At 59.5% G+C, this 22,013-nt stretch carries 16 protein-coding genes; 5 read left to right on the top strand and 11 right to left on the bottom strand.

Annotation, left to right across the window (positions count from 1 at the left end):
• Nucleotides 1-48: 48 nt before the first annotated feature.
• From tadA to treP, 7 genes are all read right to left on the bottom strand, one after another.
• Nucleotides 49-546, bottom strand: coding sequence for a tRNA adenosine(34) deaminase TadA (tadA, locus tag ACA056_RS05120; RefSeq protein ID WP_497270967.1), 498 nt, complete (start codon nt 544-546; stop codon nt 49-51).
• Complete coding sequence (locus tag ACA056_RS05115) at nt 546-1,922, bottom strand: multicopper oxidase family protein (protein ID WP_497270965.1); 1,377 nt, start codon at nt 1,920-1,922, stop codon at nt 546-548. The genes tadA and ACA056_RS05115 overlap by 1 nt, the downstream gene beginning before the upstream one ends.
• A 302-nt stretch (nt 1,923-2,224) precedes the next feature.
• Nucleotides 2,225-2,524: a PTS sugar transporter subunit IIB gene (locus ACA056_RS05110; RefSeq protein WP_497270963.1), complete on the bottom strand. Its 300-nt coding sequence runs from the start codon at nt 2,522-2,524 to the stop codon at nt 2,225-2,227.
• A gap of 2 nt (nt 2,525-2,526) precedes the next feature.
• Nucleotides 2,527-5,055, bottom strand: a complete 2,529-nt coding sequence (ptsP, locus tag ACA056_RS05105) for a phosphoenolpyruvate--protein phosphotransferase (protein WP_497270961.1) — start codon at nt 5,053-5,055, stop codon at nt 2,527-2,529.
• A 62-nt stretch (nt 5,056-5,117) separates the two neighbouring features.
• Entirely contained in the window at nt 5,118-6,341 is a 1,224-nt protein-coding gene (locus tag ACA056_RS05100) for a maltoporin (RefSeq protein ID WP_497270959.1), read from the bottom strand.
• Nucleotides 6,342-6,436: 95 nt separating this feature from the next.
• Nucleotides 6,437-8,086 carry an alpha,alpha-phosphotrehalase gene (gene treC, locus ACA056_RS05095; RefSeq protein WP_497270957.1) on the bottom strand — a complete coding sequence of 550 codons (1,650 nt, stop codon included), beginning with the start codon at nt 8,084-8,086 and terminating at the stop codon, nt 6,437-6,439.
• Between the two features lie 132 nt (nt 8,087-8,218).
• Nucleotides 8,219-9,661, bottom strand: a complete 1,443-nt coding sequence (gene treP / locus ACA056_RS05090; protein ID WP_497270955.1) for a PTS system trehalose-specific EIIBC component — start codon at nt 9,659-9,661, stop codon at nt 8,219-8,221.
• 237 nt (nt 9,662-9,898) lie between these two features.
• Here treP and treR point away from each other — a divergent pair, with 237 nt between their 5' ends.
• Both treR and ACA056_RS05080 read left to right on the top strand, forming a co-directional pair.
• On the top strand, nt 9,899-10,603 hold the full coding sequence (gene treR / locus ACA056_RS05085; protein ID WP_415773386.1) for a trehalose operon repressor: 705 nt from the start codon (nt 9,899-9,901) through the stop codon (nt 10,601-10,603).
• Between the two features lie 137 nt (nt 10,604-10,740).
• On the top strand, nt 10,741-13,800 hold the full coding sequence (locus tag ACA056_RS05080) for a membrane-targeted effector domain-containing toxin (RefSeq protein ID WP_497270953.1): 3,060 nt from the start codon (nt 10,741-10,743) through the stop codon (nt 13,798-13,800).
• Between the two features lie 79 nt (nt 13,801-13,879).
• On the opposite strand, the gene guaA is transcribed toward ACA056_RS05080, so the two are convergent.
• The 4 genes from guaA to ACA056_RS05060 all read right to left on the bottom strand — a co-directional run bounded on the left by guaA (nt 13,880) and on the right by ACA056_RS05060 (nt 18,631).
• On the bottom strand, nt 13,880-15,457 hold the full coding sequence (gene guaA / locus ACA056_RS05075) for a glutamine-hydrolyzing GMP synthase (RefSeq protein WP_046046047.1): 1,578 nt from the start codon (nt 15,455-15,457) through the stop codon (nt 13,880-13,882).
• A gap of 94 nt (nt 15,458-15,551) precedes the next feature.
• Nucleotides 15,552-17,021: an IMP dehydrogenase gene (guaB, locus tag ACA056_RS05070; RefSeq protein WP_123368331.1), complete on the bottom strand. Its 1,470-nt coding sequence runs from the start codon at nt 17,019-17,021 to the stop codon at nt 15,552-15,554.
• Between the two features lie 117 nt (nt 17,022-17,138).
• On the bottom strand, nt 17,139-17,687 hold the full coding sequence (locus ACA056_RS05065) for a sugar ABC transporter ATPase (protein WP_497270951.1): 549 nt from the start codon (nt 17,685-17,687) through the stop codon (nt 17,139-17,141).
• Between the two features lie 176 nt (nt 17,688-17,863).
• Nucleotides 17,864-18,631: a sulfite exporter TauE/SafE family protein gene (locus tag ACA056_RS05060; protein ID WP_497270949.1), complete on the bottom strand. Its 768-nt coding sequence runs from the start codon at nt 18,629-18,631 to the stop codon at nt 17,864-17,866.
• 100 nt (nt 18,632-18,731) lie between these two features.
• Here ACA056_RS05060 and ACA056_RS05055 point away from each other — a divergent pair, with 100 nt between their 5' ends.
• From ACA056_RS05055 to ACA056_RS05045, 3 genes are read left to right on the top strand one after another with little or no spacing between them, the layout of a single operon-like run.
• A complete protein-coding gene (locus tag ACA056_RS05055) occupies nt 18,732-19,643 on the top strand; it encodes a LysR family transcriptional regulator (protein ID WP_497270947.1) in 912 nt (303 codons plus the stop codon).
• A gap of 27 nt (nt 19,644-19,670) precedes the next feature.
• Nucleotides 19,671-21,050, top strand: coding sequence for an exodeoxyribonuclease VII large subunit (gene xseA / locus ACA056_RS05050; protein WP_033061484.1), 1,380 nt, complete (start codon nt 19,671-19,673; stop codon nt 21,048-21,050).
• Nucleotides 21,051-21,053: 3 nt separating this feature from the next.
• Entirely contained in the window at nt 21,054-21,875 is an 822-nt protein-coding gene (locus ACA056_RS05045) for a peptidoglycan DD-metalloendopeptidase family protein (protein WP_348131208.1), read from the top strand.
• Nucleotides 21,876-22,013 lie beyond the last annotated feature (138 nt).

Genomic DNA, 22,013 nt, shown 5'->3' with positions numbered 1-22,013 from the left:
TGTTAGTCCGCTATCGCGAGCAGGCTCGCTCCCACAATGGTTCTGTATTTAGTCTGAAGGTTTGGCTCTTCTGGCCTTGAAGAACTCGCTCAGCACCGCCCCACACTCTTCCGCCAACACCCCGCCTTCGTACAACACACGGTGATTCAAAAAGCCTTGGGTAAAAAACTGCCCCTGACTCTGCACAATCCCGGCCTTGGGCTCCAGCGCGCCGTATACCACTCGGGCAATCCGCGAATGCACGATCAGCCCGGCACACATGCTGCACGGCTCAAGTGTCACGTACAGCGTGCTGCCGGGCAGACGATAGTTGCTGGCGGCCAACGCGGCAGCGCGGATCGCAACCATCTCGGCGTGAGCACTCGGGTCGTTGCCGCTGATCGGGCAGTTGAAACCCCTACCGATGATTTCACCGTCCTGCACCAACACTGCGCCCACGGGCACCTCACCCAGGACTGCACCTTGGGCGGCCAGGGCCAGGGCTTCGCGCATGAAGTCACGGTCACGGCTGCGGTCGATGATCACTGCAGGACGTATCTGACGCATCAGGCCACCTCGATAGCGGCCATCAGGCCGGTTTCCATGTGATCGATCACATGGCAGTGGAACATCCAGATCCCAGGGTTATCCGCCACCAGCGCCACTTGTGCGCGCTCGTTCTTGCCCAACAGGTAAGTGTCGGTGAAGTACGGAATGACCTTGTGCCGGTTCGAGGCGATGACCTTGAAGCTCATGCCGTGCAGATGAATCGGGTGTTGATACTGAGTCATGTTTTTCAATTCGAAAATGTAGCTCTTGCCCTTCTCGAGCTTGGCAATCGGGCGGTCGGCGCAGGTTTTGTCGGTGATGTCCCAGGCCTTGCCGTTGATCTGCCACAGGCTCGGCGGCTTGCCATTGTCGACATTCACCGACACCGAGCCTACCCATTCGAAATTGAAGTTGAGTTTCTCAGCATTGGCCAGGTCAGGCTCGGCCACCGGGTTGGCGGGCAGCGCAGGCGGCCATTCGGTCGGTACATCGGTGTTCGCCACCGAACGGAACGTGCCCAGTCGTACCGGGCCGTTGCGCAGGGACAGCTCTTCACCAGCCGGCGGGGCCTTGATCGCCAGACAAATGCGCATGCCCGGGCCGAGCCAGTATTCCTTGCCGAGTGGCCGTGGCTCAATGGGATTGCCGTCCAGCGCGTAGATCTGCGCTTCGACGCCTGGAATATTGAGGCGGTAAGTCAGGGTGTTATCGAGGTTGAGCAGGCGCACCCGAGTGATCTGCCCGGCGGACAATTCGATCACTGCTTGCGAGACACCGTTGATGGTCGACAGACGCCCCGCCGTGCCACCACGGGCCGCTTCGCGAGGAATGCTGAACGCGACAAAAGCGCCCTCTTCATCGACGTGCCAGCTCTTGAGGCTCAAAGTCTTTTCGTACTTGAAGCCGGTAGGCTCGCGCTCTTCGATGATCAACGGGCCGACCAGCCCGCGACCGAGTTCTTCGCTGCTGTTCACATGTGGGTGATACCAGTAGCTGCCGGCGTCGGGCACGCGGAATTTGTAGTCGAAGTATTCGCCCGGCAGCACTGGAAGCTGCGAGACGTAGGGCACGCCGTCCATTTCCAGCGGCAGGCGAATGCCATGCCAGTGAATGGTGGTGGCGACCGGCAGGTGGTTGATGAAACGTACCCGCAGCCATTCGCCCTGACGCACGCGCAACTCGGTGCCCGGCGCCGACGGGCCGAACGCCCAGGCTTCAGTCTTGTGCCCGGCCACCAGTTCAACGTCCAGTGGTGCGGCGATCAGCTCGTAGTCGTGGCCCGCGTCGGCGTCGGCCATCTTGCCCAACCAGTACCGCGACGCGCCGCCCGCTCCGACACCAACGACAACAAGACCGGCCAGGCCACCGAGGATTTGGCGACGGGTAAAGGACATGAACTCAACTACCTCACGTATCAGCGACAGGCCCGTGGGCCTGTAAAAGGCGAATACGATACACCTGCGGTTGAGAAACAGTAAGGGTGGGGCGGCGGATGGCCGCAGAGGCCACCCCTCACCCTAGCCCTCTCCCCAAGGGGTAGAGGGGACTGACCGAGTTGTTCTTGGAGCTACATCGACCTGAAAAATCGAGTCGAACTCAGGTTTGAAAAGCTTGAAGATCTGCTCCCTTTCCCCCTCTCCCCCTCTCCCCCGTGGGGAGAGGGTTGGGGTGAGGGGTGGCTCTTGAATCTGATCACCTAACGTCCGGCAACCACCAACCCCATCAACAAATGCACAACGCCTTCGTCCAGCATCATCACGCCCGGCACCCCGGCCACCTTTAAAGCCTGCCGATCCATCCGCCCCACATCCCGCAACTCCACCCGAACCCGGGTCAGCGCCACGGGCTGTTGCGCCTTGAGGTTATCCACACCGCCCAGCGCGGCGACGATTTCCGGCGCCAGCCCGGAAACAGGCTGAGCAACCACTTTCGGCTCATCCACGATCAGATCCGGGGTCAACGCTTTCCAGAACGCCCGCTGCATTTTCTCGAACATGCTCAGTTCTCCAGTACTAGTGAAGTATCGACCGTCGCCTCGTGATACAGCCGCAACGCCTCGCGCACTTGCTCGGCGCTTTCCAGGCCCAGCACCTGCTGGGCGAAGGCCTGGCAGTCCACCAGATCCACTTCGCGAACCGCCGCTTTGATCGCCGGAATCAACGGCACGCTCACCGACAGTTCATCCACCCCAAGTCCCAGCAACAATGGCACCGCCAGCGTCTCGGACGCCATGGCGCCACACACACCGACCCATTTGCCATGGGCGTGGGCGGCCTTTACGGTGCTGGCGATCAGCCGCAGCACCGACGGATGAAAACTGTCGGCCTGACTGGCCAGGCGCGGGTGATCGCGGTCCATGGCCAGGGTGTATTGGGTCAGGTCGTTGGTGCCGATCGAGAAGAAATCCACCTCCGGTGCAAACAGATCGGCCATCAGGGCCGCTGCCGGCACTTCGATCATGATCCCCAGTTTCGGCCGTTCAGTGAGCCCCAAGGCCAGCGCCTCTTCCTCAAGCAGCTGCCGGGCAAGGCGCAACTCCGACAGCTGCGTGACCATGGGCAGCATGATGTGCAGACGGGCCAACCCGGCGCTGCTCAGGATCGCTTTGAACTGATCGCGCAACAGCTGCGGGCGCTCCAGACACAAACGAATGCCGCGCATACCGAGGAACGGGTTGGTTTCGCTGTCCATCGGCACGTAGGCCAACGGTTTGTCACCGCCGACATCCAAAGTACGCACCACCAGATTGCGCGCCGGCCCGAGCGCCCTGGCGATGGCGCTGTAGGTTGATGTTTGCTCGTCATGGCTCGGCGCATGATTGCGATCCAGATAAAGAAACTCCGAACGCAGCAATCCGACGCCCTCGCCTCCCAGTGCCATGGCCTGCTCCGCTTCAGCCAGCGAGGCGATGTTGGCCGTCACTTCAAAGTGGTGTCCATCGCGGGTACAAGCCGCCAGCGCAGCGTGCGCCAACTCATGTTGATGGCGCTTCTGCTGGCGCTGACGATTGGCTTGCAACTGCTCGATGGCCGCCAGATCCGGGTCCAGATGCAGCTCGCCCTTGTCGGCGTCGAGCAATACTTGAGTGCCATTGGCCAGCCCCAACACCTGAACGGGCAACCCGCAGATCGCCGGCAAACCGGACGCCCGAGCGAGGATCGCGACGTGGCTGGTAGCGCCGCCACCGACCGTGGCGAAACCCAGTACCTTGCGGGTATCGAGCCCGGCGGTCTGTGACGGCGTCAGTTGTTCGGCGATCAGGATCGCCCCTTCAGGCAGCTCCATCGCCTGATCCTGTACACCGAGGATCAGCTTGAGCACCCGCTGGCCGACATCGGCCAGGTCCGCCGCCCGCTCCGCCAGCAAGGCATTGCCCAGGCTTTTGAACAAGGTTGCCGCCGATTCGGTGGCCGCTCGCCAGGCGAACCCGGCACTTTTGCCTTCGATGATCAGCGCCTCGGTCTGATCCAGCAGACTCGGGTCTTCAAGCAGTTCCTGGTGCGCCTTGAAAATCTCTGCCTGGGCGTCACCAGTGGCGTTGTCGCGCAGCTGCTGCAAGGCCAGCGCCGCTGCGGCCAAAGCCCGAGACAGATGCTCTCGCTCGACCTGCGGGGCAACGCCGAACTCGCTCACTTCAAGCGTCTGCTCGGCGATCTGCACAACCTGGCCAAACGCCGAACCCGCCGAGGCACAGACTCCGCGCAAAACGTTCAGCGATGAAGCTTCAACCGTCTCGACCTCTGCCATCACGGCTACCGTCTCGCCACACCCGGCGGTCAGCAATTCGGCCAGTGCCTTGATCGCCGCTTCAGCATCCGGGCCGGCCGCGCTGACTTGCACTATGTCACCGTGAGCCGTTTGCAACGCCATGATTGCCACCAGGGATTTCGCGTTCGCACTCTCCTGCTGTTTATGCAGGTAAATGCTCGCCGAAAAACCTTTCGCCGCCTGAGCGAACACCGCTGCCGGACGGGCGTGCAAACCGTTCGGATTGGCCAGTGTCACCGGTTTGGAAAACAGTGCTTCGCCCTCTTCCTTCACCGACTCATCAGCTGTCTGCTCGATGGGATTCAAGCTCAGTAGCGGCTGGCCACTGTCTACCAAACCCGTTTCCGGCGTCAGCCAAGTGAACGGCTCACCGCTGACCACCAGCATCAACGTCAGCAGGCTGCGGGCATTCAATGCAACAAAATCGGCATCGAACTCGATCAGCGCCTGCCCAACGTCAACCCGCTGGCCCTCCTCCACCAACCGCGTGAACCCCTTCCCCGCCAGGTTCACCGTGTCGAGGCCAATGTGCATCAACACCTGCACACCATTTTCGTCGGTGATGCTGACCGCATGTCCACTGGCCTGCACATTGCTGACAACCCCAGCCAGCGGCGCGCACAACGTCGTTGAAGTCGGATCGATGCACAGGCCATCGCCGATCAAGCGGCTGGAAAACACCGGATCGGGCACAAGGTCCAGTGGCATCAATACGCCGGACAGGGGCGCGTGCAGTTGCAATTGTTGGGGTGTGGCCATGACGTCACCTGCTGTTTTGTTCTTTGAAGTGCCGATGGAGCGCGAGGCTCCGACAGCATCGCTTATTTCCACCAGTACTCGACCTGCAATCCGACATTCGAACCGTGCCGCGCCGTGCCGAAGGTGCCGGTGTCGGACAACGCCGAACCCTGCGCCAGTTCATTGGCCGCCCGTTTGGCCGCCTCGTTCCAGCTCGCATAGGTGTAATACAGACGCACCTCGGGCCGTGCCCAGAATTCCGGACCTTTGGGCGACCAGGTCGGGGCGAAGGTGAACTTGCTCAGCTTGCGCGTGCCGCCCGTGGCTTCGACCTGATCGTGACCCAGTTCGGTCACCAGTTTGAACTGCTCGGTGATCGCATAGGTCGGGCGCACCCCGAGGGAAATCCAGTTCTGATCGGCGCCGTCCGGGCGAATGTCTTTCTGATAGACCGCCTCAATCTGACCGCCAAAGCGCGGCGTCACTTGCCAGTCGAAGAACTCCACCACCCGGTAACTTTTGTTGCTGTCGTCCAGCTTCACGTTACCGGTATAACCCAACCCGGTGCCGGGGCCTTCGCCGTACTGGAAGGCCAGTTTGTTCTTGCCCCCCAGAAAACCTTTCTGCACATGCTGGGTGGTGATCGCCCAGCCACGGTGAGCGTCGCGGCTGTCGGGTTTGTCGATGTAGCTCAGCCCGAACTCCAACGCACCGCCGGGGTTGGTGTTGAAGCCGGCGACGTTAAAATCGTGTCGGTTGATGTAGTCCTTCTGATACAGGTTGTCCTTGCGCGAGAAGGCGTAGCTGTATTTCAGATCGCCGATCAGCACGTCCTCGATACCGCCGCCGGTGGCACTCTGGTTCCAATAGTAGAAGTCGGAAATGTGAATATCGTTCCGCTTGTAGTAACGCCGGCCGGCCCACAGCGAACCGCCGTTGAGGCTGGGCATGTTCGACCATTGCGCGTACGCCTGCGGCAGGCGCACCGAGCCGTTGTCACCGTTGAACGTCAGGTCCTTGTCGTACTGGTTATACAGCGACGCCATGCCATCGACGCTCAGCACCGAGCCGTCATCCAGGGTGTAAAGATCCTGGCGCAATTCCAGTTCGGCGTACTGCTCACATTCATTGCCCAAGCGGTATTTGGTCTGCGCGCCCGGCAGCTGGAAACACTGCTGTTTACCGCTGTTGACCGAGGTCCCGACGCCGCTGCGCAAGTAACCGGCGAACTCCAGCGCCTGGGCCGAAAGAGGCAAAGCCAGGCACACGCCCGCCACTGCAAGGCTGCGATTTATTGTTGTTTTCAAGAGCCACCCCATTATTTTTATAGTGTGCAGCGGCAAAATCGGCGCGCAAAACTCCCCCGCGCAGCGTTCTGCGTGTTGTTTTAAAACAGTGTTTTTTAGTGGTTGGTCAGGTGCAGAACGAACGACTCAAAGGGACGTAAAAACACCTGCCAATTGCGCGACGGACAGTCCGGATAGTTGCTGATCACCAACCGCTGCGTCATCGCCTCGCTGATCACATCATCTAGCAATACGACTTCACAGGTTGTGCCGTAGAAGTTGTTCAGCACCAGCAACCGTTCGCCATTACCCTCACGCACGTACGCCCAGATTTGCCTGTGCTCGGGCAACAGTTGCCGGTAGACCCCGTCAGACATCAACGCTTCACTGCGGCGCAGGGCGATCAGTTGACGATAGTGATGAAGCACCGAATCCGGGTCATCGAGTTGGGCGGCGACGTTGATCTGCGCAGCGTTGGCCGGCACCCCGATCCACGGCGCACCAGCGCTGAAACCGGCGTTGGGCTCGGCATTCCAGTGCATCGGCGTACGGCCGTTGTCCCGGGACTTCTGCATGATCGCCGCCATGTTGTCGGCGTCGCTTGCACCCGCCTCGCGCTTGAGCCGGAAGATGTTCAGCGTCTCGACATCGCGGTACTGATCGATGTGATCGAAGCCCGGATTGGTCATGCCCAGCTCCTCGCCCTGGTACACGAACGGCGTACCCTGGAGGAAATGCAGCGCCGTGCCGAGCATCTTCGCCGAGAGCACCCGATATTCGCCGTCATGGCCAAAACGCGAGACCACCCGTGGCTGGTCATGGTTACACCAGAACAGCGCATTCCAGCCACCGCCAGCCTGCATGCCGGTTTGCCAATCGGAGAGGATTCGCTTGAGTTCAAGGAAGTCGAAATCGGCACGAATCCACTTCTGCAGGTTCGGGTAATCGACCTTCAGGTGATGGAAGTTGAAGGTCATCGACAATTCTTTCGAGTCTGGCCGCGAGTAGCGAATGCAGTGCTCCAGGCTGGTGGACGACATCTCGCCGACGTTGATCAGGTCATGACCTTCGAAGACTTCACGGTGCATTTGCTGCAAGTATTCGTGGACGTTCGGGCCATCGGTGTAGAAGCGTCGACCGTCGGTGTTGTCCTCGGGGAAGTCCGCCGGTTTGGAGATCAGGTTGATCACGTCCAGACGGAAACCACCTACGCCCTTGTCGCGCCAGAAACGCATCATCTTGAAGACTTCGGCGCGCACCTTTGGGTTATCCCAGTTCAGGTCGGCCTGGGTGTGATCGAACAGGTGCAGGAAATACTGACCGGTCTGGGCTTCGTACTCCCAGGCCGAACCGCCGAACTTGGATTCCCAGTTGTTCGGCTGGTCGCGCCAGATATAGAAATCCCGGTACGGGTTGTCGAGGCTGCTGCGGGCCTGCTGGAACCAGGCGTGCTCGATGGAGGTGTGGTTGACCACGATATCGAGCATCAGCTTGATCCCGCGTTTGGCGGCCTCGGCGATCAGCAACTCGCAATCGGCCATGGTCCCGTAACTCGGGTCGATGGCGTAGTAATCACTGATGTCGTAGCCGTTATCGCGCTGGGGCGAGCGCAAGAACGGCGTGATCCACAGGCAATCGACACCCAGCCAGTGCAGGTAATCGAGCTTGGCTACAACGCCAAGCAAATCACCCGTGGGGTTGCCGGCGTGGCTGTGAAAACTCTTCGGGTAGATCTGGTAGATCACCGAACGTTGCCAGTCTTGCATGACGGGATTCCTTCAATAAGTTTTGTACTGGCCTTGAGGGCCTCTTCGTCGGAACGCCGCCCGGAGCAGGCTCGCTCCCACATTTGGAATGCGATCAACTGTGGGAGCGAGCTTGCTCGCGATAGCGATCTGTCAGGCAACCCGATACCCGGGCCGAACAATCTTCATGCTCAACCCACAGGTCAGAACAAACGGCACGACCATGGCAATGACCATCCCGATCACGAACATCGGAATGAACTGCGGAATGATCGAGATAAAACCGGGCAAGCCACCGACGCCGATCGCCGAGGCCTGTACCTTGTTCAGCGACAGGAAGATGCAACCCATGGCCGAACCGATCAGGGCTGCGTAAAACGGAAATTTGTAGCGCAAGTTGACCCCGAACATCGCCGGTTCGGTGATACCGAAGTAAGCGGAAATCGCCGAGGTCGAGGCCATGCTTTTATCCCGCACGTTGCGGGTCATGTAGAACACCGCCAGTGCCGCACTGCCCTGGGCAAGGTTAGACATGACGATCATCGGCCAGATGAAGGTGCCGCCCTGGGTGGAGATCAGCTGCAAGTCGACCGCAAGGAACATGTGGTGCATACCGGTGATCACCAGCGGCGCGTAGAGCAAACCGAAAATCGCGCCGCCGACCATTGGCGCCAGGTCGAACAGCATGACCACGCCTTCGGTGATAAGAATCCCCAGATGACGGGTCACCGGGCCGATCACTGCCAGCGCCAGCACGCCGGTCACAACGATGGTAGTGATCGGCACCACCAGCAATTGCACCGCGTTTGGCACCCGTGCCCGCAGCCATTTTTCGATGACGCTCATCACGTAGGCCGCCAGCAGGATCGGCAAGATCTGTCCCTGATAGCCAACCTTCTCGATCTGGAACAACCCGAGGATGTCGAAGTACGGCAGGCTCTGCCCATCCAGCCCGGCCACCGCTTTGCCGTAGTTCCAGGCATTGAGCAGGTCCGGGTGAACCAGCATCAGGCCGAGCACGATGCCAAGGATTTCACTGCCGCCAAACCGTTTGGCCGCCGACCAGCCCACCAGCGCCGGGAGGAACACAAACGAGGTATTGGCCATGAGGTTGATCAGGCTCCAGAGCCCGTCAAGCTTCGGATAGGCATCCAGCAGGGTCTTGCCCTCGATGAACATGCCCTTGGCGCCGATCAGGTTGTTGATGCCCATCAGCAGGCCGGCAATGATCAACGCCGGGAGGATGGGCATGAAAACATCAGAAAACACCCGCACCAGACGCTGCATGGCGTTGATCTTGTCGGCACTTTTTTGTTTAACGTCGGCGATGGTTGAAGCTGCGAGACCGGTTTGACGGCGCAGTTCTGCGTAGACCTTTTCCACTTCGCCGGGACCGATGACCACCTGAAACAGGCCACCGGTGAAAAACGAACCTTTGACCAGATCGATCTGGTTCAGCGTGGCGCTGTTGACCAGGCTCGGATCCTTGAGGGCCAGGCGCAGCCGTGTGACACAGTGCGCGGCCTGCTCGAGGTTGTCGCTGCCACCGAGGCTTTGCAGCAGCTCGCTGGCGATATTCGGATAGTCGTGGCTCATGCTTGTTCTTCCGCTGTAGTTTTTTGTTATTGGCAGCACGCCGAAACGAAAAGTACTCGTCTGTACGAGTTAAAGCAACAACTCGTACAGACGAGTTTGATTTTGTTTATCCTGAACCCGACCGGCGGCGACATTTCCTACCTCAAAAGTCAAAGAAACCTAACGCCGCATGGACAAACCCCTACCCTGCCCTTAAGGTTCGAAACCTTGAGCACATTGCGGCACAGAGCCATCCCCATGAGTAAATACAATCAGATCTACAGCGATCTGCTTGCCAGCATCACGACCGAGCGTCTGGAACGCGGCGCGCGGTTGCCTTCCGAAACGGAACTGATGGACAGCTATCAGGCCAGCCGCGGCACCGTGCGCAAGGCGATCGAGCAACTTCAGGAGCGCGGTTTCGCTCAGAAGGTCCACGGCAAAGGCACGTTCGTGCTGTCGACCAACCCGATCGAATTTCAGCTGGGCGGCATCGTCAGCTTCCAGGAGACCTACCCTCGCCTGGGCAACGATGTCAGCACCGACGTGGTCGAGTTCAGCCAGATCCCCCTCGAAGGTTCTCTGCTCGAACACATCCAGGCTGAAGAAGGCAGCCTCATTACCCGAATCAAGCGAGTGCGGCGGATCGACGGCAAACGCGTGATCCTCGACATCAACCATTTCGTCAGCGACGTGATTCCCGGCCTGTCCCGAGACATCGCCGAGCACTCGATCTACGCCTTCATCGAGCAGACGCTGCAACTGCAAATCGCCTACGCCCAGCGCACCATCGAAGCGGTGCCCCGGAGCAAGGACGACCAGCAACACCTGGACCTCGACGGCCAGAGCCATGTGATCGTGGTCAGCAACCAGACCTTCCTGCAGGACGGTCGCCAGTTCGAGTACACCGAATCGCGGCACACCCTGGACAAGTTTTACTTTTCTGACATTGCACGGCGCTGAGCCTGATTCTGGTACTTGCCATCTCCTACGTCTTCCGTCAGCAACTGACCACCGCCAGCTACCCAGTGCCCTACAGATGAAACCGATGCCCCTTGAGATAGTGAGCGCCCCCTCAGCAACCTCTCAAGGCGAGCATCATGGACGACACTCAAGACATAACCCTGCCCGACGCTACCGACGCGCAGGCCCTCCAGGCCCTGATCCCTGATCTGGTAACCGATTGCCCCGACATGTACGTCATGGCGTACCAGGTCGCCAAAGACATTCTCGTCCAGCACAACATCACGGATATCGAACCCGACAAAGTCTACTGGCATCGGTTTAAAGCCGCTCAAAGCAGCTCGAAGACCTTTACCGGCTGGCAGCATGTGTTTGAAACACCCAGGGAGTCGATGACCTTCCCGCAACTGGTCATGCAGCGTTTCAGTGTTCACGACCAGGACAACGCTGACCTGCTGGACGCTGACAGCGGCTTCTATCGCGTCGGTGCGGATGCCGGAAACTACGATGAGACCAACGAAATTCGCCTACACGCCAGGGATGCGCTGAAAGCCTTTTGGGACATCAACTTCAGCGACCGTTACAAGACGGCCATCGCGACGTTCTGGGAAAAACACAGCACCAATTTCCGCGCACTGGCCAAGTGCACCTTCATAGCCAAGGCCATCGACGACTATGAGAAGGGACACCTGACCCGCGAACACTTCACTACAGTGCTCAGGGCTGTCGTCGGCAATGTGAGCCGGCCACTCACCCGACAAATGTTGATGGACGAGGCACCAACGGGCAGCGGTTTATCGATTCGCAAGTTTTGCATTGACCACTTCGTGTCGACGGACATCCTCAGCATCACTGACGACAGTGACCTGAACATTCTCTACGTTCCGGGCGAACCCAGAGGATTTCACTGTTTTAACAAGGTCGAGGAGCTGCACGAATGGCTGATCAATGAGGTCAAGGACGCCGAAGGCCGTGAACGCATGCTCATGCACTTCAAACAGGAAGAGCGCGACATTCTTCAGGAAAGACCCACTTCACTAGGGCACAAGCTCGCCAACTTCACCGGCATTGGCCTGATCATCCACGCGTTCGAAGAAACGCCCATTGATAATGTCGGCCTCATCCATGCGTATGACGTGTTACCTGGCGACTATGAGGTCGCGGACCATCATTTACTCCATTATCGCGGTGAGAAAATTGCCGGTGATGCGTTTACGCACCTGAGTCACTCCACCCGTGACCGCATGCTCAGCGATGCCCACTTCCTGTTGCACTCCAACGGCGAGATCAGGAAGAAACTGTGGATCGGCTATCTCAATGCCTTCAGCCACACGTTCGGGCCAATGGCCGCCCTCGCATGGCCTGCGGCGCTGGTCGTCATCGGCTCAGGCATTGCCAATGTAGGGCTTCACATCGACCAGGCCATCAACGGCCACACCCCGGCTGAACGCAAGGCTGCTGTGGCTGGCGCCATCCTTGGCAGCGTGGAGGTGCTGTTCAACTTGCCGTTTGTGCGCGGCGCGAGCGAACTGGCTGAGGTGCTGGAGGCTGAAGAGGTCCTCACGCCCGAGGAAGCGCTGAACGCAGACGTTGAAACCGGCACCGCGTCACTGCCTGCCATCGAAACCATTGCTCCTGGCCCGACCGACGCCGACATCCTGACCCCTTTTGAAACCAACGAGATTCTCGACGGTGACTCTCCAGTCAGTGACGAAGGTAAATTTCAGGGCATTTATCAACCCCAGACAGGGGGTAATTACATTGCCATCGGTGACAGTTTTTATCTGGTGCGTTACAGCAATGACATGAGGACCTGGACAATCGTCGACTCGGCCAATCCCCACTCCTTTTTTCGCAACATACCGGTGCGCCTGAATGAACAGGGTGAATGGACGGCCCTCACGCGTCCCGGCCTGGCGGGAGGTGGCAAGTTTGCCGATCTGTTTGCCAGGGCCGAGCCGCCACTCCCGGACTTCGATGCCCCGGCGACTGCATACGATGTTCCGCAGGACATCAAGCCAGCCCTCAAACAGGCGGCCAAGGGTATGGCCCCGAAGGGGGCTTTGAAGGACGGTTTTGTGAATCCCGACAATCCGGACGATGAGCTGGAAGCCTTCAAGAGACTGCGCCGAACGCTGCACGACGACGCCGTGACCTTCTATTCGCAACCGACGCTGCCACCCAGGCCGACCATTCCATCGTTCATTGCGAATGCAAAGCTCAAGGACATCATCAAGACCCTTTTCAAGCGGTCACAGAGCCTGGTCATCGGTGAAAATCACTCCAGCGTGGGCAGCAAACAGTTTCTGGTCGAGAACATGAGCGTGCTGCGCAAACAAAAGGTCAAAACCCTGTACATGGAGCATCTGCTGACCGATTTCCATCAGGCTGACCTGGATGCGTTCAATCGCACTGGAGTGATGTCCGAGGATCTGGAAAGCTACCTCAAGGACCTTGATGCAGGTTTTTCGACTGACCCCAGCGAACAATTCACCTTTGAGCAGGTGGTCAGGACGGCGCAAAAAAACCATATTCGCGTTCAGGCCATCGACTGCCTCGCCAGTTACCGCAGCACTGGCATTCAGGGGGCAAACATCAATTTTCGGCAAAAAATGATGAATTTCTTCGCCCACCAAGTCATCGGCGCCGACCAGACCGCCAGAGGCGCGCATCGCTGGGTGGCGTTGGTCGGGAACAGCCACGCCAATACCTATGCCGGCGTGGCGGGTATCAGCGAACTTGAAGGCAGCATCGGGCTGCGCATTGAAAGCGTGGGCCCGGATGAGCTCGGCGGGATCAAGGTCGACCCGGGGGTATCCGACGAGGCGGGCCCTGGGCGAGCAGCCCGTTTTGCCAAAAATGACTTATTGCTGCAAATCCCGACGCCGAAAAACGTGAATTTGGCGCAAAGGCTGGAGGATGGGCTACCCAGTCCTGGCACGTACACCCTCAGCACCAGTACCGGCGAACCATTGCTGGTTCACCGCAGCAGAACCCTCACCAACAGAGTCATCACCAGTAACGGCATCATCACCCGTGGCAAACTCGTTCGAACGCCCATCAAGCATGATGCAGATGGGTACTACGTCGAACGGGATGCCTGGCAGATCAACGGCCGACGCTTTCAAACCCCCGACGCCTTGAGTTCAGCGCTGCACAGAATGGGCATGACCCCCGTCCGACTACCCGGCGTCTAAAACGCAAAAAGGCCGTGTGAACAGTGTTCACACGGCCTTTTCAGTTTCCTGCTATCAAGCCATCAAGACTTGCGCGGGATTATTCCCACTCAATCGTCGCTGGCGGCTTGCTCGACACGTCATAAGTAACGCGGGAGATGCCTTCGATTTCATTGATGATCCGGCCACTGACAGTTTCCAGCAGCTCGTAAGGCAGGTGTGCCCAACGCGCGGTCATGAAATCGATGGTTTCCACGGCACGCAGGGCAACGACCCAGGCGTAACGACGGCCATCGCCGACCACGCCAACCGATTTCACCGGCTGGAACACCACGAACGCCTGGCTGACTTTGTGGTACCAGTCGGCCTTGCGCAGCTCTTCGATGAAGATGTGGTCGGCGCGACGCAACAGGTCGGCGTATTCCTTCTTCACTTCACCCAGGATGCGAACGCCAAGGCCCGGGCCCGGGAACGGGTGACGGTAGACCATGTCGTACGGCAGGCCGAGTTCCAGGCCCAGACGACGGACTTCGTCCTTGAACAGCTCGCGCAGGGGTTCAACCAGCTTGAGGTTCATTTCTTCCGGCAGGCCGCCCACGTTGTGGTGCGACTTGATCACGTGAGCCTTGCCGCTTTTCGCGCCAGCCGACTCGATCACGTCCGGGTAGATGGTGCCTTGGGCGAGGTACTTGATGTTGTCCAGTTTGTTGGACTGGGCATCGAATACGTCGATGAAGGTACGGCCGATGATCTTGCGCTTCTTCTCTGGGTCGGACTCGCCGGCCAGGTTGTTCAGGAACTGATCTTCAGCATTGGCGCGGATCACTTTGACGCCCATGTTCTCGGCGAACATGGCCATCACTTGCTCGCCTTCGTGCAGACGCAGCAGGCCGTTGTCGACGAAGACGCAGGTCAGCTGGTCGCCAATGGCTTTGTGCAGCAGCGCGGCAACCACCGAGGAGTCCACACCGCCGGACAAGCCGAGCAGTACGTTGTCAGTGCCGACCTGGGCGCGAATGTTGGCGATGGCGTCTTCAGCAATCTTCGAAGGCGTCCACAGGGCTTCGCAGCCGCAGATGTCGAGGATGAAGCGCGAGAGGATGCGACCGCCCTGCTTGGTGTGAGTCACTTCCGGGTGGAACTGCACGCCGTAGTAGCCGCGAGCGTCGTCGAACATGCCGGCAATCGGGCAGCTTGGGGTGCTGGCCAGGATATGGAATTCCTGAGGCATCTTGGTGACCTTGTCACCGTGACTCATCCACACGTCGAGGCCGAACAGGCCGTCGGCGTCGATGTGGTCTTCGATGCCGTCGAGCAGGCGGCTCTTGCCGACCACGTCGACACGGGCGTAACCGAACTCACGCAGTTCGGAACCTTCAACCTTGCCACCCAGCTGTTCAGCCATGGTCTGCATGCCGTAGCAGATACCGAAGACCGGTACGCCCAGGTCCCAGACGGCTTGCGGTGCGCGCGGGCTGTCGGCGACGTGTACGGACTCGGGGCCGCCGGCGAGGATGATCCCCTTCGGTGCGAATTCGCGAATCGCTTCGTCGTCCATGTCGAACGGATGCAGTTCGCAGTACACGCCGATTTCACGCACGCGGCGGGCAATCAGTTGGGTGTACTGGGAACCGAAGTCGAGGATCAGGATGCGGTGAGCGTGAATGTCGAGGGCCATGGGGTCAGTCTCGTCTATGCAATTCGGGTGAAGAGAATCAGAAACAACTCGGGGCTGAAAACAGCCCCGGTTACTTAACTTTTTGCTAAAAGGCTCAACCTACGCGGTAGTTTGGCGCTTCTTTGGTGATCTGTACGTCGTGAACGTGGGACTCGGCCATGCCAGCGCCGGTGATCCGCACGAACTCAGGCTTGGTGCGCATTTCTTCGATGTCGGCACTGCCGGTGTAACCCATCGAGGAACGCAGGCCGCCCATCAGTTGATGGATGATGGCGCTCAGTGTGCCCTTGTAAGGAACACGCCCTTCGATCCCTTCCGGAACCAGTTTCTCGGCGCCTGCCGAGGAGTCCTGGAAGTAGCGGTCGGAGGAGCCTTGAGCCTGGGACATGGCGCCCAGCGAACCCATGCCGCGGTAAGCCTTGTACGAACGACCCTGGAACAGTTCGATCTCGCCCGGTGCTTCTTCAGTACCGGCGAACATCGAGCCCATCATCACGCAGGAAGCACCGGCAACGATGGCCTTGGACAGGTCACCGGAGAAACGGATGCCGCCGTCGGCGATCAACGGAACGCCAGTGCCTTCAAGGGCAGCGGCGACGTTGGCGATGGCACTGATTTGCGGGACGCCGACACCGGCGACGATACGGGTGGTGCAGATCGAGCCTGGGCCGATACCGACCTTGACTGCGTCAGCGCCGGCTTCGGCCAGGGCCTTGGCGGCAGCGCCGGTGGCGATGTTGCCGCCGATGACCTGCACTTCAGGGAAGTTCTGTTTGACCCAGCGAACGCGGTCGATCACACCTTTGGAGTGACCGTGAGCGGTGTCGACCACCACCACGTCAACGCCGGCATTGACCAGGGCGGCTACGCGATCACCGGTGTCTTTACCGGTACCGACAGCAGCGCCAACACGCAGACGACCTTGGTCGTCCTTGCTGGCCAGCGGGTAAGCCTTGGCTTTTTCGATGTCGTTGACAGTCATCATGCCTTTGAGGGCAAATTTGTCGTCGACGATCAGCACGCGTTCGATGCGGTTTTTGTGCAACAACTCGCGGACGTCGTTCTTGTCGGCGCCTTCCTTGACCGTGACCAGACGCTCTTTAGGCGTCATCACTTCACGGACGGTGGCGTCCAGACGGTTTTCGAAACGTACGTCACGGGAAGTGACGATGCCGACCAGGTCGCCATCGTGCAGTACCGGAACACCGGAGATGTTGTGCATGCGGGTCAGTTCGAACAGTTCACGAACCGTGGCGTCAGCCTCGATGGTGATCGGGTCCTTGACCACGCCGGCTTCGTAACGCTTGACCTTGCGCACTTCGGCAGCTTGCTGCTCGATGGTCATGTTCTTGTGGATAATGCCGATGCCACCTTCCTGAGCCATGGCAATTGCCAGACGGGCTTCAGTAACGGTGTCCATGGCGGCAGAAACCAGGGGAATATTCAGCTCGATGCCACGGGTTAGGCGGGTCTTGAGACTGACTTCGTTAGGAAGCACCTCGGAATAACCAGGCACTAGGAGAATGTCGTCGAATGTCAGAGCTTCTTGGCTGATACGCAGCATCGCGGGGGCTCCCGAGCGGGAAAATGGAAGCGCGCCATTATAGTCAGACACCCCCTCGGGTTCAATGTAAAACTCTGTCTATTATTAGCATTACTGATATACGGGGATTGTCGTCTCCTACAGCTCGACTTTCACCCAACTGACAGGCTGATCGAGCCAATCGGCAAATTCGTCGATAAAGCTCTGTTTGAACCCGGCCTCGGCCCAGTTGTTGAAGATAAAGCCCAGGTTTGAAAAGCCGCATTCCTGCAGGAAAAGAAAGCCGTTGATGTCATCTTCATGTCCGCATTCCGGACAGGTGAAGTTATCGGTGCGCCCCGGCATCCAGTCTTCCAGGCTGTCGAACAGCGCTTCGCCGACTTCCTTGCGGCACTCGGCACAGCCCGCCTCTTCAAGGAAACCCTTGGCCGGCGTATAGATGCAGCGCTTGGTGATGATTTCCAGGCCATTGACCGGTTCGCCGAATGGCAGCGCTTCAGGGTGAAGCACTACAGCGCGGGCACCGTCGGCGATGGCATGAGCCATGCGATTGCCGGTGCGGCCACAGGTGGTCAGTTCTTCCTTGACGATGTTCTTGCGCACCAGCCAACGCACGACCGCCCGGGCCCGGGGTTCGTGCACCGGCAGTGTGGAGATTTTCGGGACGATGATGCTTTGGGAATTCATGGATGCAGCCTACTGCGTTAAATAGAAAGTTCTGCGGTGTGCCGGATGACGCCTTCGCGAGCAAGCTCGCTGCCACAGTTGACCGAGTTGTCCAGTAGGATGCGATCTCCTGTGGGAGCGAGCTTGCTCGCGAAGGCGTCAGGGCGGCCGGCAGCTTAATACCTGACGAAATCCGGTCAAGCACTCAAATATCGTCCGATCAAGGCAATTCCGCTGGCCAGCACCAACCAGGTCACCAGCCGCACAAACGCCTCGCGGGACAATCTCATGGTCAACCGCCGGCCGATCCACAGCCCCAATGCCATGGCCGGCAATAAACACAGCGCCAATACCAACAAGGGTAGCTCGGCATACACACCTGCGACGGCAAACAGGCTCAAGCGCACCACGGTGCTGCAACTGATCAGCGCACTCTGGGTCGCCCGGGCCGCCTCTTTGGGCAGGCGACTGTTCAAATAGATCGCATATAAAAAGCCGCCACTGCCAAACAATGCCCCGAACATCCCGCCCACCGTGCCCATTGGCACGGCCCAACCGGCGGACAATTGCGTCGGACGGGTTTTGACCCACAAGCTGTAAATCGCATAGGCGCTGATAAACAGCCCCATCAACAGCAACAACACATCGGATTTCAGGTTCAACAGAAAAATCACCCCCAACGTGCAGCCCACCGCCATGCACGGCAGTAGCCGCAGCAACTCAGGCTTCGCCACATCCCGTCGCGAAGGCAGCAGATTGCCGAACGCCGCCACAAAATCCAGCAGCACCAACAGCGGCACGATCTTCGACAGCGGCATGAACAGGATCAGAATCGGCCCCGCCACCAATGCAGTGCCGAAACCGGCAATACCGAACACGATGTAGGCCAGGGCAATGCCCAACGCGATTACCAGCCAATCCGTAGCGCCGAATGGCCATTGGTGCAACAACTCCAGCACGTTCATCTGCACGCCTTCATTAAATACCTGTGATGACTTTAGCCAGCGCCGAGTCTTGCGACTAATATCTTCAAAGTCGCCATCTCATCTCAAAAAGGCATGTCTTGTGCTATCAACCCGTCAATTGCGTTATTTCGTCGAAATTGCCGAGTGCGGCAGTTTCAGCGCAGCGGCGCAACGTTTGTTCGTCGCGCAGTCGGCCCTGAGCCGGCAGATCAAGGACATGGAAACCCGCCTGCAAACACCTTTGTTCGAACGCACGGCACGCCAGCCTCGACTGACCGCCGCTGGCGAGGCGTTCTTGCCGCGAGCCAGAAACCTGCTGAACGAATTGGCCAAGGCCAGCGAGATGGCCACCCAAGTCGGCAATGGACAACGTGGCACCCTGCGCCTGAGTCACTCCAGCACCGTCCCCATGAGCGGCCGCCTGCTGCGGGGTATCAGCGATTATTTGGAGCAGCAGGCCGACGTATCCATGGACATCGTCAAACTGTCCTCCGAAGCGCAGCTGCAAGAGTTGGCCGATGGTCGTCTGGATGTCGGCCTGCTGCGTCTGCCGGTTTTGCGTCAGCGTGAAGGTGTGCAGATTGTTCCGCTTTACAGTGAACGTTTGCTGCTGGCCGTTCCACCCAATCATCGCCTGGCTGTGGATAAGTCCGCTCAAGGCATCGATCTGGCGCAACTGAAGGACGAAGCCTTTATCTCCATTCCCCATCCCCAACGCGGTGGATTGAGTTATCTGTCCGCCGAGTTGTGCATGCGTCAGGGTTTCTTTCCCCGGGCGGCCCGGGTGGTGTCGCGCAAGACCACGCAACTGCAATTGATCCAGGCCGGATTCGGCATCGCCCTGCTGCCGGAGTCGATGCAGGACATCGCGCCGCCCGACATTCGTTTCCTGCCCCTGGCCGACCCGGATTGCCACAGCACCGTCGCCCTTGCCTGCCGGCAGAATTCCACGGCGCTGGTTCAGCAATTTGTCGAGCATTTCAGCACTGTGCTGCAAGGTCGTGGAGATTGATCCTCGAATGCCTTTAAACTGCGCCCCATGATTAAAGATCCCTTTGCAAGACTCGGCCTGGACCGTGAAGTCCTGACTGTCAGCCAGCTCAACGGCCGCGCGCGGGTGTTGCTCGAAGACGTGTTCAGCAACATCTGGGTCGAAGGCGAAATCTCCAACCTCGCCCGTCCGGCGTCCGGCCACGTGTATTTCACCCTCAAGGACAGCGGTGCCCAGGTGCGTTGCGCACTGTTCCGGCAGAACGCGGCGCGGGTTCGTCAGGCGTTGAAGGATGGCCTGGCGGTCAAGGTCCGCGGCAAGGTTTCGCTGTTCGAGGGCCGTGGTGACTATCAGCTGATCCTCGATACCGTGGAGCCGGCCGGTGACGGCGCCCTGCGTCTGGCCTTCGATGCCTTGAAGGAAAAACTCAGCGCCGAAGGCCTGTTCAGCGCCGAGCGCAAAGTGCCGCTGCCCGCGCATCCGCAACGCATCGGCATTATCAGCTCGCCCACTGGCGCGGTGATTCGCGACATCATCAGCGTGTTCCGGCGTCGTGCACCGCAGATCCAACTGACGTTGATCCCCACTGCCGTGCAGGGCCGCGAAGCCACTGCGCAAATCGTTCGCGCACTGAAGCTGGCGGACGCCCGCGGTTTCGATGCGTTGATCCTGGCCCGTGGCGGCGGCTCGCTGGAAGACCTCTGGTGCTTCAACGAAGAAGCTGTGGCCCGCGCCGTGGATGCCTGCGTGACGCCGATTGTCAGCGCCGTCGGCCATGAAACCGACGTGTCGATCAGCGACTTCGTGGCCGACGTCCGCGCCCCGACGCCGTCCGCCGCCGCCGAACTGCTCGCGCCGGATTCCAGTGACCTGGTCCGTCGGGTCGAAAGCCTGCATCGACGGCTGGTGATGCGTATCCGCGACCGTTTGATGCGTGATCGACTGCGCCTGGAAGGCATGTCCCGCCGCCTGCGCCATCCCGGTGAACGTCTACGCCAGCAAGCGCAACGCCTGGACGATCTGGACATGCGCATGCGCCGCGCGTTCGAACGCAGCCTCAATACCCGTCGCGAACGGTTGATCCGCCTGGAAACCCGCCTCGCCGGGCAACATCCCGGGCGGCAACTGGCGATGCTCCGTCAGCGCCTCGACAGTCTTGCCGAACGCCTGCCTCGAGCCATGCGCGAAGGGCTCAAATCCCGTCGCCTGCAACTGCAAAGCCAGATGCAGACGCTGCATGTGGTCAGCCCTTTGGCGACCCTCGGCCGTGGCTACAGCATTCTGCTGGACGAACGCGGCAACGCGATCCGCAACGCAGCGCAAACCCACAATGGTCAGCGCCTGAAAGCCAGACTTGGCGAAGGCGAACTGCAAGTGCGGGTCGAAGACAATCACCTGACGCCTGTCACCCTTTCTTTACTGGATTGATCCATGCCGCGTTTTTTAGCTCCGCTGCTGTTGCTGTGCCTGACCTTCAACGCCCACGCCGACAGTTACATCACTCGCCTGTTGAACAAACCGGTGCCGGGCGGCGTGGCCGTGGTGGATCTGGGTGCCTCTGCGCAGGCGCCGAAGGCCAGTTATCAAGGCAAGCCTGTGCTGGTGGTCAAGGAACAGAACAACTGGCTGGCGATTGTCGGTGTGCCGCTGACGGTTAAACCGGGCACTCAGCAGGTCAGCAGTGGCGGTCGCACTCTAAATTTCAACGTTGGTAACAAGAAATACCCGGAACAGCACATCACGTTGAAGAACACGCAGCAGGTCAATCCGAACCCGGAGAATCTCAAGCGCATCGAGGGTGAGTTGGCCGAACAGATCCAGGCTTACCGCAGCTTCAGCCCAAACACCCCGAGCAACCTGTTGCTGGACAAACCGGTCAACGGCCCGCTATCGAGCAAGTTCGGCGTGCGCCGCTTCTTCAACGGTGAAGAGCGTAATCCTCACGCCGGCCTGGACTTCGCCGTGCCGGCCGGTACGCCGATCAAGACTCCGGCTGCCGGCAAGGTGATCCTGATCGGCAACTACTTCTTCAATGGCAACACGGTGTTCGTCGATCACGGGCAGGGCTTTATCAGCATGTTTTGCCACATGTCGAAAATCGACGTGAAGGTGGGCCAGCAATTGGCCCGTGGTGGGGTGGTTGGGAAAGTGGGTGCCACCGGGCGCGCGACCGGGCCGCATATGCACTGGAACGTCAGCCTGAATGATGCGCGAGTGGATCCGGCTATCTTTATAGGTGCATTTCAGCCCTGACAATAGGCGGTGACGCGGCTGGCCTCATCGCGAGCAAGCTCGCTCCCACAGTTGATCGGCGTGAATGCAGATTTTGTATTCACCAGAAATCCAATGTGGGAGCGAGCTTGCTCGCGATGAGGGCATCACAGGCGACCG

This window comes from Pseudomonas sp. LBUM1666, assembly GCF_059695775.1.
This window is presented reverse-complemented; position numbering and strand designations above follow the sequence as displayed.

What these genes read in the sequence shown, in the direction of transcription:
- ptsP (WP_497270961.1), bottom strand. Translation starts at nt 5,055, where the DNA reads ATGGCCACACCCCAACAATTGCAACTGCACGCGCCCCTGTCCGGCGTA.
- xseA (WP_033061484.1), top strand. Translation starts at nt 19,671, where the DNA reads ATGATTAAAGATCCCTTTGCAAGACTCGGCCTGGACCGTGAAGTCCTG.
- ACA056_RS05060 (WP_497270949.1), bottom strand. Translation starts at nt 18,631, where the DNA reads ATGAACGTGCTGGAGTTGTTGCACCAATGGCCATTCGGCGCTACGGAT.
- guaB (WP_123368331.1), bottom strand. Translation starts at nt 17,021, where the DNA reads ATGCTGCGTATCAGCCAAGAAGCTCTGACATTCGACGACATTCTCCTA.
- treC (WP_497270957.1), bottom strand. Translation starts at nt 8,086, where the DNA reads ATGCAAGACTGGCAACGTTCGGTGATCTACCAGATCTACCCGAAGAGT.
- ACA056_RS05080 (WP_497270953.1), top strand. Translation starts at nt 10,741, where the DNA reads ATGGACGACACTCAAGACATAACCCTGCCCGACGCTACCGACGCGCAG.
- tadA (WP_497270967.1), bottom strand. Translation starts at nt 546, where the DNA reads ATGCGTCAGATACGTCCTGCAGTGATCATCGACCGCAGCCGTGACCGT.
- ACA056_RS05115 (WP_497270965.1), bottom strand. Translation starts at nt 1,922, where the DNA reads ATGTCCTTTACCCGTCGCCAAATCCTCGGTGGCCTGGCCGGTCTTGTT.
- ACA056_RS05045 (WP_348131208.1), top strand. Translation starts at nt 21,054, where the DNA reads ATGCCGCGTTTTTTAGCTCCGCTGCTGTTGCTGTGCCTGACCTTCAAC.
- treR (WP_415773386.1), top strand. Translation starts at nt 9,899, where the DNA reads ATGAGTAAATACAATCAGATCTACAGCGATCTGCTTGCCAGCATCACG.
- treP (WP_497270955.1), bottom strand. Translation starts at nt 9,661, where the DNA reads ATGAGCCACGACTATCCGAATATCGCCAGCGAGCTGCTGCAAAGCCTC.
- ACA056_RS05065 (WP_497270951.1), bottom strand. Translation starts at nt 17,687, where the DNA reads ATGAATTCCCAAAGCATCATCGTCCCGAAAATCTCCACACTGCCGGTG.
- ACA056_RS05110 (WP_497270963.1), bottom strand. Translation starts at nt 2,524, where the DNA reads ATGTTCGAGAAAATGCAGCGGGCGTTCTGGAAAGCGTTGACCCCGGAT.
- guaA (WP_046046047.1), bottom strand. Translation starts at nt 15,457, where the DNA reads ATGGCCCTCGACATTCACGCTCACCGCATCCTGATCCTCGACTTCGGT.